The following is a 15,890-nucleotide window of genomic DNA, read 5'->3' as shown; positions in this document are numbered from 1 at the left end:
TCCGTTGGCTGCGAATCGTGTTATCCCATTACCGCTGACAGCACGTCCACAGCACGTTGCATGCCTATTGCGCCTCGCTCACCGACACGACGCAGCGCGTGCGCCCCGCAGAAGCGCTAGTCCATGCACGCCGGACAGGCGATCGCCTTGGCCGCCACGCGCTGCTCGATGCTGCCGAAGCTCGCCAGCGCGGCAAGTCCCAGCAATGCGAGGCCGGCGCCGAACAGAAAGTCGGCCGGAATGCCGACATGGTCCACCACCACGCCACCCACCAGCGAGCCCAAGGCAATCGCAACCTGGATGATGCTCACGAACAGCGCCGACCCCGCTTCCGGCGAATCCGGCGTCGCGCGCTGAACCCAGATGCTGAAGCACAGCGGCAACGCGCCGAACGACACACCCCACGCGAGCACGAACGCCACCACGCCAAGCGACGAATGCTGCAGGAGCGGCAGCGAGACCAGCGCGAACATCAACAGCGAGATCATCGCGCCGACCGACGTTTTGAGGTTGCGCGTCACCGTCGACGAAACGGCGAAGTTAGAGAAGAAACCGATGATGCCGAAGCCGAGCAGCAGCCACGTGATGGTCGACATCGACAGATTCGCGTTGCGCAGCAGGAACGGCGTGACGTACGTGTACGACGAGAAATGCGCACCAAACACGAGTGCCACCATCAGCATGCTGCGGCGCGGATGCGGCCGGCGCAACACATCGACCAGATCGCGCAGACGCAACGCGGTGGACGACGGCAGCGACGGCACGAAGAAGAACTGCGCGACGAGCGCAAACGCAACCAACACGCCAGTGGCGAGGAACGACGCGCGCCACGAAGCAAAGCTCGCGATGAACGTGCCGAGCGGCACGCCGATCACGGTCGCACAGGTGACGCCGGTCAATATCGTCGCCATGGCGCGCGGCGCATCCTTGGGCTGCACGAGACGCCCGGACGCCGCCGTGGCGAGCGTCCAGAATCCGCCCAACGACGCGCCAAGCAGCGCGCGTCCGAGCAGCATGAACAGAAAACTGGGTGCAAAAGCCGAAATCAGGTTCGACGCCAGCAGCAACGCGGTCAGCAAAAGAAAGACGCGCCGCCGATCCATGCGGCCCGCGACCAACATCAAGCCCGGCGCCGATATCGCGGCGATCACGCCGGGCACCGTCACCATCAGGCCGGCCGTGCCGGGCGACACGCCCAGATCCGCCGCGACGCGCGGGAGCACGCCGACGGGCAGAAACTCCGTCGTCACGAAGGCGAAAGCACCGACGGCGACGGCGCCGACCGCCAGCCACGAACGCAGCGACGACGAGACGCCGTCGTCCGTCACGGCGCTTTGCGCCGACAGATTATCTTCGATCAACATAGTATTGTTCGCGAGTTATTCAACAACGGGTGAGATTGGAGCGGCTGCACCGCACTAATCGACTCACGCACGGCGAATCACAAGTGAAAAAGCAGGCCTAGTAGCCTGCTCACGATTGCCGTTGGGGAAAGACAGTGGGTGAAACCCGAATGGACGACACCTTAACATCGTCTTTAATCGCTCGCTGACCACTCCGGAAAATTGCAGACGGTCGTGGGGGTATTTAGCAGATCACGCTAATTTTTCCGAGGCAGCCGCGGCGGCGCAGGCATAGCGTTTGCTGAAGCCCGTCGGCATTCAACGCAAATTCATCCGCTTACCAGAAAAAGGATCTCGCCCATGCTCACCACCCGCCCCTGCACCGCCACCTGCGTGCTCGACGGCATGCCCGTCACGTTGACCTTCTATCCGGACAATGGCGTGCTGCGCATTGCCGATCCGTCCGGCTCCTGTGTGAGGGAGATGCGCTGGCACGGGTCATGGCGCGCGCTGCTGGATGAATTCCGCAGCTACAACGAGCGCAGCGAACTGCAAGCACGAGGTGTCGCCGGGATGATGGACCGTATTGACCGGCACGCTGGGCAGTCGCTGCAGAACATGGCACTGGCGTGAAAACCACCCGCGGGACGCGGCGTCTTCCTCCTGACGCCGCATGCCCCTCGTGGACCGGTCATTGACCGAAATAGATCTTGCATTGAGGCCCGGAGCCGCAGGGCCGGCCATGCCGCCCGCCGGTTTCCGACTGCCCCGCGGCCACGCCGCCGTACGACACGTTCTGCGCTCCTTGCGCGCCCGTCTGCGTACCGTGCCAGGTTTCGCCGAGCGACATATCGGTCGTCGCCTGCGCCGATTCGTTCGCGTTCTGTTGCATCTGCGCTTTGCCGGAGATTGCAGTGTCCGGGTGGCCCTGCGGCCCCATCGCGTTGGCCGTTCTGGGCGCGAGAAGCAGAACGGCGCTTGCGGCTACCACCAATAAACGTACTTTCATGTCCAACTCCTCGAATCCGGCGCGGCAGTTCTCGTCCTCCTGAAGAGTGATCCGCGAAATCCAACTTGCCCAGTCGGGCTGAGCAACAGGCCGGTGCCGACGCGCAACCGATGCGCCGGCGACCGAACTAAACGAGTAAATAATTGCCACACTTGGAACCGATGTCGGACGCGTACTGGCGAATCGCCGGAACCGGTCGCCACAAGCTGGCAGCGCGAATCGGTGTTGCGCTATTTGGTTATAGCTCGCCCATGCGGGAATTCAAACCGGGCAGCGGGTGCCGGAAATGGCCGATACCGTTCGATAAACCGCATTCGCAGATAAAATCACCGGGAGCGGCGCGTGCTTTGGCCGCTCAGTGCGTTATGATGCTGTTATAACGTAAAAAAGCGGCGCGCACGAAGCACCACCGAGAGACGGAGCGTGGACCTGAAGTCGGCCATTTGCAATCAGTGCATTGTCACCACAGTTCTTCCATTTGCGGCCCCGAGGCTTATCGAGCCCTGTCCGCCGCGCGGCGAAGCGCTGGAATATTCACTGGTCAGCACGGCGGTTTATAGGCACCCGCATCCGACATAAGCTGTATTGCGATTTATGGAGCAACGTTTTTAACGCAGCTCATGGAATTCCTTCGATCGATCACCCACCGCGGGTCGGCCCCTTTAAAGAGGGATCGACGCATCGCGACTTTCCCTTGCAATCTGTAACTGACAGAACGCTGGACGTTTTAGAAGGACGAATATCTTATGGACGAAAGAAAGCGAGATAGCATGATTGCGTATCTCCGCCATCGCATGGAAGAGTTTGGCATCAAACCAGAAGACCTTGCTGCTGTGCTGGCCTCCGAGCCGTCGGTGCAAAAAACCGAGCGCTACCGCAGCGCGACCGGCGACAGCTGGGATGGCCAGGGTGACATGCCCCAATGGCTGAAACAGGCAATCAGCGCAGGTCAATCAATCGACCACTTCGAATTGACGGCCAAACCGGCCACGGCTCCGCAGCCGAAGAAACACGTGGACTGGAAGAACGATCCGTTCGCCGGAAGTCCGCTTGCGCGCTCCAATAGCCGCTAAGTCACAGTCAAGCCGTAAAACTGTCGAGCCGCTTACGCAAAACGTACCCCCGCTTTCTCCGTGGGTCATCACTCGTTTTGGCATACAGGCATGCCCGCCGACGCGCGCGCGAAGCCCCCTTGCGCCCTGCCGAACTACATCCAGACACTCGTGCCCGCCGTATATCCGCTGACAGCAGCGCAATCGCGCGTTGCCGCCCGGGACCGGTCATGCGCGTCATGAGCGGGCACGCGGTCAGCTCGCAGCTCGCAGCGCGCTGACGCCTGAGGAGCTCGCAAGGAGAAATGTCATGCGACTGCTGATGCTTGAAATCACACTGGGCTGCCTGGCGGCTCTGTCGATGGCGAGCGGCGCGGTCTTCGCAAGGCGGCGGCAACGGCCAGGTGGCAGCGGCGGCGGCAATGCACATAGCGCCGCGACGGCGGGCATGACGCATTGGGGCGACCCCGCGCCGAGTCCGCTCGACGCGATGCCGGGCGGCGATATGAAAAAAATGGAATCGATGGATGGGCGAAGTGCAGCCGATACCGGCCAATGACTCAGTGAAGGCCACGAAAACTGGGCAATGAGGCAGGCGACGCCGGTCGATGAAATGGCCCGAGGTTTCGCTCAGGCGTCGCTCATGCGTTGCACGTGGTGGTCTGATGCGGCGACAGGATTGTTCCGGCATTCAATTCATCGCCAGCCGAAGCGGGCGTGACGCGGCGATCCACGCAGGGTCCGCCGCTCGCGTCCGAGGTCTGCTCAGCGCTTGCGCTCGCGGCGGCACCGGTACGGGCCTCAGCATCCCGCGCCGGCGCGACCGCATATTGCGGCCATTCGATAAACGCGCTGACCTGCCGCACGATCTGCCAGAACATCTTGTCGAACAGTCGCACGCGTTCGTCATCCGGCACACCGTGGGCGAGCGGATCGGCGAAGGTCCAGGCGAGCAACGAAGGCGCGCCCGGAAACGCAGGTGCGTGGTGTTCGTCGACGGATTCGTCGAGCGCAATGACGAGGTCCATGCGCGGCGCCCATTCGCCGGTGAATTCCAGCCAGCTTTTCGGGCTGAGCACGTCGCGCCCCGAAATGCCTGGCCGCAGTTGCGCGAGCGCCAACGGATGAACCCGCGCGGCCGGCTCCGGCCCCGCGCTGAATGCGTCGAACCGGTGTCCGGCCAGTTCACGCAGCAAAGCTTCGGCAATGATGCTGCGTATTGAATTATCGCGGCAGAGAAACAGCACTTTGTATTTTCTGGTCACGCTCACCCCGTACCCATGTTTTATTTTTGCTTCTGGGCGCCATTGTGCCGGCCCAGTCTTGCGCTCCCGTGACACTACGATGTCTTAAATACTTGCGCCACGGGAATTTTTACCAGGGGTTTCGACTCACGGGCACTGAACGCTCGATCGCGTTCGCCGCGAAGTGTACCAGCGCGGGCAGTTCGGCTTACATCAGGCTGTCGGTCGCATGTGCGGCGGGCACGGCGACGCACTGCTGCAGGCCGCGTCGGGCCACTGCTTGGCGCCTTCAACCTGCGCTCCCGCTGTCGCGCTGCCGCGGCATGGGCCGAACCGCCGCATCGCTGCCGGTGGCCGGCGCTTGAGGAACTTCGTCGAGCGACACCGCAGGCGCCGCGCCGTCGGGGATAAACGCCGCGATCGCCACTACCACTATAAAAGTAAACATGGCCGTCGTGTCTCCGGGATGGACTGCGGGAGTCGAACGAAGCGGGGATTTTCGCGGGAAAGGACGAGGGATCGCAGATCATGCGGCGCGGCGCGCGGATGAACATATCGCGCGCGCGTATGCGAACCGCACGCCGATGCATCAACGTCCGCGCGTCGGACAGCGAGGCCGCGCGGCGCTTCACGCCGTGGCTCGTCACGAACGTGTCATTGATTCTCGAAGCGCGACGTCGACCGCCAAAGGCCGCTCTCTCTATCAAGTCGGTCCACGTCTATGGTCTGGCGGCCAATGCGTCATGCGCCATTCATCACACGGCGGCGGTTTCGGCGACCTTGCGCTGCGGCTCGCCGGGCTGATCGTCGCTCGACTCCGCGCGGCTCAGAAACGCGAACGACGCAAATGCCGACAGCAGCGTGATTACGATCAGCACATGCACCAAACGCGTGAATGCCTGCGTGTAGCTCTGCGTCAGATCATGCCGGCTGATTTGCGGCAGGCTCGCGGCGGCTTGCGCAAGATCGCCGGTCGTCAGACGCTGCGCCGCTTCGGCGATCTGCGCCGCCGTCGCCGTCACCACCGCCTGCCCGGCCTGCGTGGTCTGCGCAACGCTATGCGCAAGGCTCGTCTGCGCGAGGCCGGCGAGGATCGCCGTGACGATTGCAAGCGCAATGCCCTCGCCCGCCACGCGAGTCGTGCTGAAAATGCCCGAGGCCATGCCGGCCCGCTCCTTCGGCACGACGCTCACCGACAACCCGTCCATCAAGCCCCAAGGCATGCCCGCACCCACGCCGATGACGAACATCGGCGCGATCACCGAGGTCCGCGACGCGCTCATGTCGACCCGGCTCAGCCAGTAAAGACCCAGCGCCGCAACCAGAAAACCGATCCCCGACAACACGCCTGCCGGCATCCAGCGCGTCAGCGAAGCAGCCAACAGCGGCACGACGAGCATCGGCGCCGACAACGCGATCATCAGCAGGCCGGCCTGCAGTTCACCGAGACCTTCGGCGCCGATGAAGCGCAGCGGCAGCATCACGATGAGCACGATGTAGCAGTAGCAGGTGCCGACCGGCAGCATCTGCACGCCGACAAAGCGCGGATAGCGGAACAGGCTCAGCGTGAGCATCGGCCGAGCGACGCGCGTTTCGATCGCCACGAACACCACCAGCAGCAGCGCCGACACGGCCAGCATGCCGGCCACCGTCGGGCTCGACCAGCCCTCCTGCGGCGCCCGGATCACCGCGAACGTGAACAGCGCGAGCATGCCGGTAAAGCTGATCGTGCCCGGCCAGTCGAGGCCGCTGGCGGCCGGATCGCGCGTCTCACGCATGCGCGGCACGCCAAACACGAACGCCAGCGCGCCAATTGCAGCGATGACGAAAAAGATCGCGCGCCAGCCGAACTGCGTGATCAGCGCACCGGCCATCAGCGGACCGAATGCGAGGCCGATGCCGAAGCTCGTCCCCAGCATGCTGAACGCGCGAGTGCGGGCATGGCCGTCGAACTCCTGCGCGAGCGCGGCGGTGCCGCTCGCGAGCGACGCGGCCGCTGCGACGCCCTGCAACGCGCGCAATGCGTCGAGCCAGCCGACCGACGGCGCGAAGCCCAGCGCCAGCGACGTCGCCACGAAGCCGCCGAGGCCCCAAGCGAAAAGCCGCTTGCGGCCGAACTGATCGGCGAGTGCGCCGGCCGCCATCAGCAGACTGCCGAAGCTCAGCATGAACGCATTGGTGACCCAGGTCAGCGCGCTCGCGCTGCCGCCGAGGTTCCGGCCGATCGCGGGCGTGGCGAGCGCGCCGCCCGAGAAGGCGAGCGGCAGCACCAGCGCGGCCAGGCAGACGGCGGCGAGAATCAGCGGCTTGCCGTGCTGCGCGTCCGGTGAGTTTGCAGTTTTCATCGATTGGTCCTTGCGTGTGAATTCAGCGAGCGCCAAGCAATCGCGCGGCGAAGCGCGCACTTGCCGGGAGCGCGTCGTGAAACGCTCTAGGGGGCTATTTTCGTGGCCGATCCGGCTCGGATAAAGAGGGTGCGTGTCGTGACTGAGCGGCCTGGAATGCGGCAATCGCGCGGCTGACGACCTCATCGACGGGCAAGGCATAGTGGCAACGCGCCACCGATTAGCCTCGTTCGCGCGACGCAGTATTCGCCGCAGACGGATTTATTCGGCCGCGCCCGGCGTTCATACTTCAGGTTGATTGCTGCAGCGGCGCGCGAGGTCGACCGATACCCGCGCGTCTCACCGTCACGGAACCCACGGATGCTGAACCGAAACGCCATTCGCTCCGGCGCATACCTCGAAAGTTTTGATTCGCTGCCGAGCGAGATGCTCTGGACCCAGGCGCGGATCGACGCTTCGCTCGCGCAGACTTTGCGGCAGCGTCCGAATGCAGACGACGTGTGGGTGTTCGCGTACGGCTCGCTGATGTGGAATCCGATCTCCGACTTCGACAGCCGCCGTATCGCGACGCTGCATGGCTGGCATCGCAGCTTCTGTATCCGGATGATCGCCGGGCGCGGCACGCCGGAGCAGCCGGGACGCATGCTCTCGCTCGAAGCGGGCGGCAGCACGCAAGGCCTTGCATTGCGCCTCCCCGGCGCGACGCTCGAAGAAGAACTGCGGATACTCTGGATTCGCGAGATGGTGACGGGCGCTTATCGTCCGACGTGGGCTGCGCTCACGCTCGACGACGGCACGCAACTATCCGCGATTGCCTTCGTGGCCGAGCCGGATGGGTCGCAATACGAAAGCGATGCTCGAGTGTCGGCCATCGCGCCGTCAATGGCGGTGGCCACGGGCCTGTTCGGCACCAACGCCGAGTACGTGTTCAAGCTGCAAAGCGCGTTGGCGGAATGCAGCCTGAACGATCCTTATATCGACGAACTCGCGTCCGAGCTGACACGCATTGGCAGCCGGCCCGCGTGAACCCTCAGAAGCGCAAGCCGTTCAGAAACTGAAACCACAGACCGCCCAAGGCGCCGGCGGGATGCGCGTCGGTGGCGGGTTCTTCGCGCTTCGCGTTGCTGGCATGGCTGGTGTGGCCGGCGCGTTTGCCGGGTATGTCGCGCGCGGCAGCGTCCTTCCCGACAGCGTCGCCGGTGTGAACCGATGCGGTCGTTTCGGCCGCTTGATCGGTATCGCTCGCATGGCTTGCCTCGCTTGCGGCGGCGGCCATGTCGGCGCTCGCGGCCTTCGCGGCTTCGCGGCGCGACGCCTGCAGCGCCGCCACGCTGTCCGCGATCTGCGCGGCCCGCTTCGGGTCGCATTGCCGTCCGAGCAGCACACCGAACAGCACGTCGCGATTATGTCCTTCGTCGGCGAAACGGATGGCGACCGAGACCATCTCCGCGTACGCCGCTTCGTCTGCCGCGCGCGCCGCCGCCTCGCGCTGGGCCTGCGCCTGCTGCTGGCGCGCGCGCTGCGCTTCCCAGCCGCGCATCTGCTCCGCGTAGACCGCGTCATACACCTTGCGCTGCGCGGCGTCGGAGAGAATCGCGTAGGCGTCCTTGATCTCCTGGAACGTGGCGCGCGCCACTTCCTCGGCGCCGCTATTGCGATCCGGATGCCACTTCATCGCGGCTTTCCGGTAGGCGCGCTTGATTTCGTCATCAGTGGCGTGCGCGTGCACGCCGAGCGTGTCATAAAGGGTTGTCATTGCTTGCTCGACCTCGCCGGGAATCATCGCGGCCCATCGTAGCATGCGAAAAACGCCGCTATCGTGACGCGGCCCGAGTGCGAGCGGCTGCCCCGGCATGAAAAAAAGGCCTCGCCACTGTCGTGGCAAGGCCGAGTCCCATGTCAAGGAGTGTCATGGAGGAGACGATTCGATCATAGCCGTGCGTCGCCGTGCCCCCAAACAACGGTTCGCCATATGCTTATCTGCCGTGGCCTCACGTGCATTGCGGCGCGCCGCCGGACCGTGCGGTTATATCGTTAGAACAAAAAGTCGCTTAGCCTCGCGTCCCTCGGTCATTAAGATGACACTTCAAAGTCCGGTTCGCCCCGGCCCGTCTGCGCGCAGCCCAGCGTTAGCGCGCCGGCGTGTCGCGAACCGCTACCGAAGGAGCATTTCGTTGACCCGATTCGATCATCATCGCCGGCCGCTCGTCATCGGCATTGGCGGCACCACACGCGCCGCATCGTCGACTGAACGCGCACTCGGCTTCGCCTTGCGCGGCGCCGAAGCGACGGGCGCGAACACCCGCCTGTTCGGCGGCACGTTCCTCCATAGCCTGCCCCACTACGCGCCGGAACAGCCCAACCGCACCGCCGAACAGCTCGAGCTGATCGAAGCCGTGCGCCACGCCGACGCCCTGATCATCGCGACGCCCGGCTATCACGGCGGCGTGTCGGGTCTTGTGAAGAACGCGCTCGACACGCTCGAAGAGTTGCGCGCTGACGAGCGCCCGTATCTGGACGGCCGCGCGGTCGGCTGCATCGTCACCGCGTATGGCTGGCAGGCCGCCGGTTCGGTGCTGACCTCGCTGCGCTCGATCGTCCATGCGTTGCGCGGCTGGCCCACCCCATTCGGCGCGGGCATCAACACACTGGAAACGCGCTTCGATTCTGTCGACACCTGCTCCGATGCGAAGGTCGTCGATCAACTCGCCACGGTGGGCCAGCAGGCCGCGCAATTCGCGCTGGCGTTCAATGCGCATCGCGCAACGGGCGTACTGCCGTCCGCCAGCACGCTCAACGAAGCGCCGCCCACGCGCCTGCTGCACGCGGTCTGATTCTTCCGATTCTCTGTCCGGCCATTCTTCCCAACCATGCCCGTGGCGCCGCGCTCGCGGCCCACGGCATCGGCGTTTTCGCGAACCGTGCGGCACATAACAGACGCTTTCGCCGCCACGCTGATAGTGTGTGCGGACACAGCGATACGATCCGATCCGGGCTCCTGAAGACCGCTCCCGAACCCCGCTGATTTGCAAACGACGAAAGATTGGTTCACCCGCTGTGCAGCGCGCCCTACGCTTGACCTGTTCGCCCATTCATCGAAGTCGTGGCGAGACGGGCTGCGTCCTACGCACTGGTTTCCTTGCAACACATGCGGGCACACTGACAAGTCGATACCATGAATTCACATATCCGCTACAAGGGTTACGAGGTCGCTCCGGCCGCACAGCTTCTGCCCAACGGGCTGTTCGCCGCCAACCTGACCATCGAAAAAACCTCCGCGAACAACGGGAAAGCGTATTCGTTCGATGCGCTCGATTACTTCTTCGACGAAGAACATGCGCTCGCTTACGCGTTCCGATGGGGACGTATGTGGATCGACAACCATCAATGACGAGAGGGCGCGCCGGTCGGCGCACTTAACGGGATCGACGCGGCCGTAGCGGTCGCGCCGCGATCCTGACGGTAACGAGCGTCGGTGGCGTAGGCGGCCGGCGCCCGCTTCGCTGCGGTCCCGGCATCGTCTGTCGAACGGTTGTGCCAGAATAGGCGGCACCACGAGCCCGCCTTGCGCACGCCTGCCATGCCTGATCCATCAATCGATGTTGTCGAACACTCGCGCGAATGCTTGAGGGCATCGCGCACGCGCGACGCGCGGCCTGCGGGTTTGCTCTGCGGCGCTGCCTGCGCAGCCGGCCGTACCGCCCTCCCTTCCCGATGATTCCACACTGATCGCGAACCCGGCTTTGCGCTCGCTCGCTTCGCATCGCGTTTTCGCACCCGCAACGCACACGACGATAAGGAGACGCGGCCATGACATGGACCGTCGATGAACAACTCGCGCTGACCGCCACGCAGGCGGTCGCCGCGATCCAGTCCGGGCGCCTCAAGGCCACCGACTACGTCGCCACGCTGCTCGCGCGCGCGGCCTCGCTCTCCAGCCTGAACGCGCTCACTACGCTCGATCTCGACGGCGCGCTCGCCGCCGCGCAGCGCATCGACGCATTGCCGGCCGCCGCCAGAGCGCAATTGCCGCTCGCGGGCCTGCCCATCGTCGTCAAGGACAACATCAATACGGCAGGCTTGCAGACTTCGGCGGGCACGCCCGCGCTAGCAGGCTTCATTCCGAAGGCCAATGCACCGTCCGTGCAACGGCTCGTGGATGCGGGCGCGATCGTACTTGGCAAGGCCAACATGCATGAACTGGCGTTCGGCATCACGAGCACGAATTTCGCCGCGCATGCGGGACCGGTGCGCAATCCCTACGATCCCTCGCTGATTCCGGGCGGCTCGTCGGGCGGCACTGCCGTTGCGATCGCCGCACGCATCGCGCCCGCAGGTCTGGGCACCGACACCGGCGGCTCGACCCGCATTCCTGCTGCATTGACCGGCACCGCCGGGTTTCGTCCGTCGGTCGGCAACGGCGGCGCCGAGCGGCGCTATCACGATCCCAACGCCGTCGTGCCGATCAGCCACACGCGCGACACCGTCGGACCGATGGCGCGCACCGTCGCAGACATCGCGCTGCTCGACGGCGTGATCACCGGTGCGGGCGCGCTGCCGGCGCTCACGCTGAGCGGGCTGCGCATCGGTCTGCCCGCGCCGCTATGGGAGGCGCTCGAACGACACGTGGAAGACGTGGCGCGCGCCGCGTTGAGCCGGCTCGAAACGGCGGGCGTCGTGTTCGTGCCGGTCGCGATGGACGAGTTGGAGCACCTGAACGGCATGGTCGGCGTGCCGCTTGCGATCCACGAAGCGCTCGACGACGTGCGCGCGTGGCTCGTCGCCAACGACGCGCCGGTGAGCACCGTCGCCGAGCTGGCCGCGCGCATCGCGAGTCCGGACGTGCGCGCCATCTACGACAGCGTGCTCGCCGATGCGCTCGGCGGCCACTACGCGGCGGCGCTGAATCAGTGGCGGCCGCGCTTGCAGCAGTACATGGCCGCGACGTTCGCTAGCGAGCGCCTCGACGCGCTGCTGTTTCCGACCACGCGTCTCGCCGCAGTGCCGATCGACGACCTGAGAGGTTCGTCGAGTGTGTCGATCGACGGTGGGCCGTCGATCGATACGATGGAGGCGTTTCTGCGCAATACCGATCCGGCCAGCACGTCGGGCATTCCAGGCCTCTCGCTGCCCGCGGGGATGACCGCGAGCGGCCTGCCGGTCGGCCTCGAACTGGACGGGCCGCTGGGCGCCGACCGGCGCCTGCTTGCGATCGGCGTCGCGTTCGAGCAGGTGCTCGGTGCGGTGCCCGCGCCTGTGCTTTGATGTTGCCGTTTGCCGTTTGCCCTTTCCTCTTTGCGACAGCCAACTCTTCCGACAACACCCACCCAAGTGCCGATGCCAACACCGACATCCAGCCCTTCACCCACCTCGCCTCAGCGAACCCGATTGCGCCATGCCGCGAGACTGGCCGCGGCATTCGCCATCACCCTCACCGTCACCGCATGCGCGCGCCTCGCCACCGTCGATTCGAACGCGTTGTGGAAAATTGTCGACATACGCTGCGTGCCGTCGCAGCAGGCCACCGGCACGCCGGGCCAATGCACGCGCGTCGATCTCGAGAAACGCTATGTGATTCTGAAGGATATTGTCGGGCGCTCGCAGTATCTGCTGATCCCGACCGATCGCATCACCGGAATCGAAAGTCCGCTGATACTGGCGCCGCACGCGCAGGATTATTGGGTCGATGCGTGGGGCTCGCGGCATGATGTCGAGCAGTCGGTCAAGCGTACGCTGCCGGACAATCTGCTCGGACTCGAGATCAACTCCCCATATCGCCGCTCGCAAAACCAGCTGCATATCCATATCGACTGCATGCGCCGCGACGTCAGCCTCGCGCTCGGGCGTCACGCGAAGGACGCGCCCGGCCAGTGGCATTGGGATACGATCGACGGCCGGCGTTACCGGATCATGCGCGTGACTTCGTTGAGTCAAGCCGGCAATCCTTTCCGCATCGTCGCGCGGGACAATCAGGATGCCGAAGCCATGGCGACGCAAACCATCCTCGTGACAGGCGCGGGGCCGTCAGCGGACACCGATGGCTGGCTGATCCTGAACAGCGGCATCGACGTCGACGACGGCAGCGGCTCGGCCGAAGGTCTGATGGATCACGCGTGCCGCGTCGCGGATGCGCCGTGAAGGCCTGAGAACACGCCGCCGCACGGGCTCGCCGCCTATGCACGATTGGGCAGATACTTTGCTCGATAAATTGGTTCTGGTAGCGCGTATGGGCCCGTAGGATCGGTCTGAACCTGCACCATGACCCATCCCGCCCATGGCGATTTATCTCGACGACGCACAACGCAATTCCATCGCCCGGCTGGCAAATAGCTGGACCTGGCGCACGCAATGGCCCACATGGACGCTGATCGTTGTGATCTATGGCGGCTGGTTCGGCGTCGCGACCCATTCGCGTGCACTCGGCCTGCCGTTGACCACCGGCCTGCTGGCGATATTCGGCGCGTGGTACATGTCGCTGCAACACGAGCTGCTGCATGGGCATCCCACCCGCTCGCCGTTCGTCAATGCTCTACTGGGTTTCGCGCCGCTCGCGGTGTGGTTTCCTTACCGCATCTATCGCGAGTCCCATCTTCAGCATCACGACGATCCGCATCTGACCCATCCCGGCCGTGATCCCGAGAGCTATTTCGTCAGCCCGCGCGTGTGGCAACGTGCGGGGTGGACGATTCGCGCGCTGCTGGCTTTGCGCAATACGTTTATCGGCCGGCTGCTGGTCGGCCCTGCGTTCGCTATCGCCGCCACCGGCGTCGAGGCGCTGGGCAGGATCAAGCGCGGCGACTGGCATGACGTGCCGGCGTGGCTCGCGCACTTCGCCGCATTGGCCGCGCTCACGGTGTGCTTGCAGCGCAGCTGTGCAATACCGGCGTGGGCTTTTATCGTCGGCGTGGGCTATGGTGCGCTGTCGCTGGGTTCGATCCGCTCGTTTCATGAGCATCGCACGGCGCATGATCACGCGCATCGCACCGTCATCAATGAAGCGGCGTGGTGCTGGCGGCTGCTGTTCCTGAACAACAACTACCACGCGGTGCATCACGATCTGCCACATGTGCCGTGGTTCGCGCTGAAAAAGATCTACGAAGCGCGGCGCGACGCTTACCTCGATCGCAACGGCGGCTTTCTGGTAAGCGGTTATAAGGAATGGCTGGCGCGCTACGCATGTGCGCCGGTCGCTCACGCGGTGCACCCGGCAAGCTGGCGCCCCCTTCAACCATCGGCCATACCGGCCGATCTCCAGACCCGTGCGCAGTCGCAACGATAGATGCGTCTCACGCGGCTTCGCCGGCTCGCTCGATGCAAGCGGGCCGCTACACACACGACACCGCTCACGATGCGATCAACGGCAACCGATCGCACAACCAAGCGCCCCTAGCGCCCCGACAATGCCCACCCCGGCACCGAGCCCGAAGGTTTCGAGCGAAGTCGCGCAGCCCTGCAGACCACCTGCGCAAATCAGCGTCGCGGCGAATAACCACCGCTGGAACCGCTTGCGCATCAACACCGTGCCGTATCGACGATCGTCATTCATCCTGTTCCTCCTGCGTATCGACTGTCCCGAGCAAACGCGAAATCGCCGCATCGAGTGTAGCCAGCGCATGCGCGCGAACAACGGATGAATAGCGGCCAGAACCAGGCAGGCGCTTACAAAAGCTTGCAGCATGTAGTGAAATTTCCGCCCGAGTCAGGCCTCGGAGTACCCGCCATTTCGCCGCAAATGCCGGTTCTCCCACATACTCGAAACCTACGGCTTGTCATCCTGTTGACTCGGGCGTCGGAAGGAGATCGTCATGTCGGTTTATGTCGATGAAGGGTTCAGGCCCTGTGTGACGGAATGCGCGACAGTCGCGTTCCGGGTGTGCTGCGACGATCGTGCGCAGATTTTCGAAGTCAGCGCCGAAGCGCTCGTCACGTTCTGCGGGGCGGCGAGCAAGCGCAAGGAGGACCTGCTCGTCGCGTTCGAGGACGCGCAACTGGAGATCCTCTCGGTCGCCGCGCAGAAGTGGACCGTCCGACCGACCGAGCCCGTGCGGCTCGGTCTCGACGAATTCCGAATGGTCAGACATTAGCCGTGTCAGAATCACATCATGACCTGGATCGCCGCCCTGCCCATGTATAACGTCACGCCCGCCCTCGACTTCGAGTGGCGAGCGTGGCTTGTCGAGGTGCTGCGCCGGGTCAAGCCGGCGTGCCGCATCGTCGAGCCGGACGAGGAACTGCACGGCTTCTGGCGGCGTCCCAACCTGCTGCTCTCGCAAACCTGCGGCTATCCGCTGATGCACGGCCTGCACGAACAGGTGCGCCTGATCGCGACGCCGTGCTTCGACGCGCCGGGCTGCGAGGAGGCGCACTACGCAAGCGTGCTGGTAACGCGAGCCGACGCTCAATTCGATACGCTCGCAGCTTGCCGGGGCGCGCGCGCCGCCTACAACCAGGACGATTCGAATAGCGGCATGAATGTGTTTCGGCATGCGGTCGCGCCGCTCGCGCGCGCCGGCATGTTCTTCAGCACGGTGCTGCGCACGGGCTCCCATCTCGGTTCGCTGCGCGCCATCGCAGACGATCGCGCGGATGTCGCCGCGGTCGATTGCGTGACCTTCGCCTTCGTCAACGATGTGATGCCGGAGTTGGCGCGGCGGGTTCGGGCGATCGGCATGACGGCGGCGTCGCCGGGTTTGCCGCTGATCGCGTCCGGCACGGTGCCGCCGGCCACCATTGAAGCGCTGCGCGAAGCGTTGAACGAAACCCTCGAAGTGCGCCCCGACCGCGCAAAACGCCTGCGTTTGCAGGGCTTTTCCGTACTACCGCTGACGGACTACGAACGGATCGGGCAACTCGAAAACGAAGCGCGCGCCGCCGGCTATGCGCGCCTCGCCTGAGCC

Annotated in this window: 18 protein-coding genes; 11 read left to right on the top strand and 7 right to left on the bottom strand. The window is 64.7% G+C overall.

Translation table 11 applies throughout. The annotated features are described in order from the left end of the window. Positions 1-116 precede the first annotated feature (116 nt). Positions 117-1,364 carry an MFS transporter gene (locus tag HV770_RS09275; RefSeq protein ID WP_175159110.1) on the bottom strand — a complete coding sequence of 416 codons (1,248 nt, stop codon included), beginning with the start codon at positions 1,362-1,364 and terminating at the stop codon, positions 117-119. Between the two features lie 339 nt (positions 1,365-1,703). Here HV770_RS09275 and HV770_RS09270 point away from each other — a divergent pair, with 339 nt between their 5' ends. After that, positions 1,704-1,976: a hypothetical protein gene (locus HV770_RS09270; RefSeq protein WP_175159109.1), complete on the top strand. Its 273-nt coding sequence runs from the start codon at positions 1,704-1,706 to the stop codon at positions 1,974-1,976. A 58-nt stretch (positions 1,977-2,034) separates the two neighbouring features. Here HV770_RS09270 and HV770_RS09265 read toward each other — a convergent pair whose 3' ends face one another. Beyond that, positions 2,035-2,352, bottom strand: coding sequence for a hypothetical protein (locus HV770_RS09265; protein ID WP_175159108.1), 318 nt, complete (start codon positions 2,350-2,352; stop codon positions 2,035-2,037). Positions 2,353-3,098: 746 nt separating this feature from the next. Here HV770_RS09265 and HV770_RS09260 point away from each other — a divergent pair. Both HV770_RS09260 and HV770_RS09255 read left to right on the top strand, forming a co-directional pair. After that, the gene (locus HV770_RS09260) at positions 3,099-3,425 is read left to right on the top strand and encodes an H-NS histone family protein (RefSeq protein ID WP_175159107.1); all 327 of its coding nucleotides are present in this window, start codon (positions 3,099-3,101) and stop codon (positions 3,423-3,425) included. 289 nt (positions 3,426-3,714) lie between these two features. Then, positions 3,715-3,963 carry a hypothetical protein gene (locus tag HV770_RS09255; protein ID WP_175159106.1) on the top strand — a complete coding sequence of 83 codons (249 nt, stop codon included), beginning with the start codon at positions 3,715-3,717 and terminating at the stop codon, positions 3,961-3,963. An 82-nt stretch (positions 3,964-4,045) separates the two neighbouring features. Here HV770_RS09255 and HV770_RS09250 read toward each other — a convergent pair whose 3' ends face one another. The 3 genes from HV770_RS09250 to HV770_RS09240 form a co-directional block, all read right to left on the bottom strand. Next, entirely contained in the window at positions 4,046-4,669 is a 624-nt protein-coding gene (locus tag HV770_RS09250; RefSeq protein WP_175159105.1) for an arsenate-mycothiol transferase ArsC, read from the bottom strand. Between the two features lie 268 nt (positions 4,670-4,937). Beyond that, positions 4,938-5,096 carry a hypothetical protein gene (locus tag HV770_RS09245; RefSeq protein ID WP_175159104.1) on the bottom strand — a complete coding sequence of 53 codons (159 nt, stop codon included), beginning with the start codon at positions 5,094-5,096 and terminating at the stop codon, positions 4,938-4,940. Positions 5,097-5,403: 307 nt separating this feature from the next. Then, positions 5,404-6,993 carry an MFS transporter gene (locus tag HV770_RS09240; protein WP_175159103.1) on the bottom strand — a complete coding sequence of 530 codons (1,590 nt, stop codon included), beginning with the start codon at positions 6,991-6,993 and terminating at the stop codon, positions 5,404-5,406. 360 nt (positions 6,994-7,353) lie between these two features. On the opposite strand from HV770_RS09240, the gene HV770_RS09235 reads away from it, so the two are divergent. Continuing rightward, the gene (locus HV770_RS09235) at positions 7,354-8,019 is read left to right on the top strand and encodes a gamma-glutamylcyclotransferase (protein ID WP_175159102.1); all 666 of its coding nucleotides are present in this window, start codon (positions 7,354-7,356) and stop codon (positions 8,017-8,019) included. A gap of 4 nt (positions 8,020-8,023) precedes the next feature. Here HV770_RS09235 and HV770_RS09230 read toward each other — a convergent pair whose 3' ends face one another. Continuing rightward, a complete protein-coding gene (locus HV770_RS09230; RefSeq protein WP_175159101.1) occupies positions 8,024-8,749 on the bottom strand; it encodes a J domain-containing protein in 726 nt (241 codons plus the stop codon). Positions 8,750-9,167: 418 nt separating this feature from the next. Here HV770_RS09230 and HV770_RS09225 point away from each other — a divergent pair, with 418 nt between their 5' ends. From HV770_RS09225 to HV770_RS09205, 5 genes are all read left to right on the top strand, one after another. Beyond that, positions 9,168-9,827: an NADPH-dependent FMN reductase gene (locus HV770_RS09225; protein WP_175159100.1), complete on the top strand. Its 660-nt coding sequence runs from the start codon at positions 9,168-9,170 to the stop codon at positions 9,825-9,827. 341 nt (positions 9,828-10,168) lie between these two features. Next, positions 10,169-10,384: a transcriptional regulator gene (locus HV770_RS09220; protein ID WP_175159099.1), complete on the top strand. Its 216-nt coding sequence runs from the start codon at positions 10,169-10,171 to the stop codon at positions 10,382-10,384. 419 nt (positions 10,385-10,803) lie between these two features. Further along, the gene (gene iaaH, locus HV770_RS09215) at positions 10,804-12,258 is read left to right on the top strand and encodes an indoleacetamide hydrolase (RefSeq protein WP_175159098.1); all 1,455 of its coding nucleotides are present in this window, start codon (positions 10,804-10,806) and stop codon (positions 12,256-12,258) included. Between the two features lie 72 nt (positions 12,259-12,330). Next, positions 12,331-13,131, top strand: a complete 801-nt coding sequence (locus HV770_RS09210; protein WP_175159097.1) for a CDP-diacylglycerol diphosphatase — start codon at positions 12,331-12,333, stop codon at positions 13,129-13,131. Between the two features lie 136 nt (positions 13,132-13,267). After that, positions 13,268-14,272 carry a fatty acid desaturase gene (locus tag HV770_RS09205; RefSeq protein ID WP_175159096.1) on the top strand — a complete coding sequence of 335 codons (1,005 nt, stop codon included), beginning with the start codon at positions 13,268-13,270 and terminating at the stop codon, positions 14,270-14,272. Between the two features lie 75 nt (positions 14,273-14,347). On the opposite strand, the gene HV770_RS09200 is transcribed toward HV770_RS09205, so the two are convergent. After that, a complete protein-coding gene (locus HV770_RS09200; protein ID WP_175158855.1) occupies positions 14,348-14,539 on the bottom strand; it encodes a hypothetical protein in 192 nt (63 codons plus the stop codon). A gap of 259 nt (positions 14,540-14,798) precedes the next feature. On the opposite strand from HV770_RS09200, the gene HV770_RS09195 reads away from it, so the two are divergent. Together HV770_RS09195 and HV770_RS09190 are read left to right on the top strand one after the other, a co-directional pair. Beyond that, a complete protein-coding gene (locus tag HV770_RS09195) occupies positions 14,799-15,077 on the top strand; it encodes a DUF1488 family protein (protein WP_121323111.1) in 279 nt (92 codons plus the stop codon). Positions 15,078-15,095: 18 nt separating this feature from the next. Beyond that, on the top strand, positions 15,096-15,887 hold the full coding sequence (locus tag HV770_RS09190) for a phosphate/phosphite/phosphonate ABC transporter substrate-binding protein (RefSeq protein ID WP_175159095.1): 792 nt from the start codon (positions 15,096-15,098) through the stop codon (positions 15,885-15,887). Positions 15,888-15,890 lie beyond the last annotated feature (3 nt).

The sequence above is a fragment of the Paraburkholderia fynbosensis genome, assembly GCF_902859935.1.
In the GTDB taxonomy this organism is placed as follows: Bacteria; Pseudomonadota; Gammaproteobacteria; order Burkholderiales; family Burkholderiaceae; genus Paraburkholderia; species Paraburkholderia fynbosensis.
Note: the sequence above shows the minus strand (reverse complement) of the source record. Positions and strands in the feature narration are given on the sequence as shown.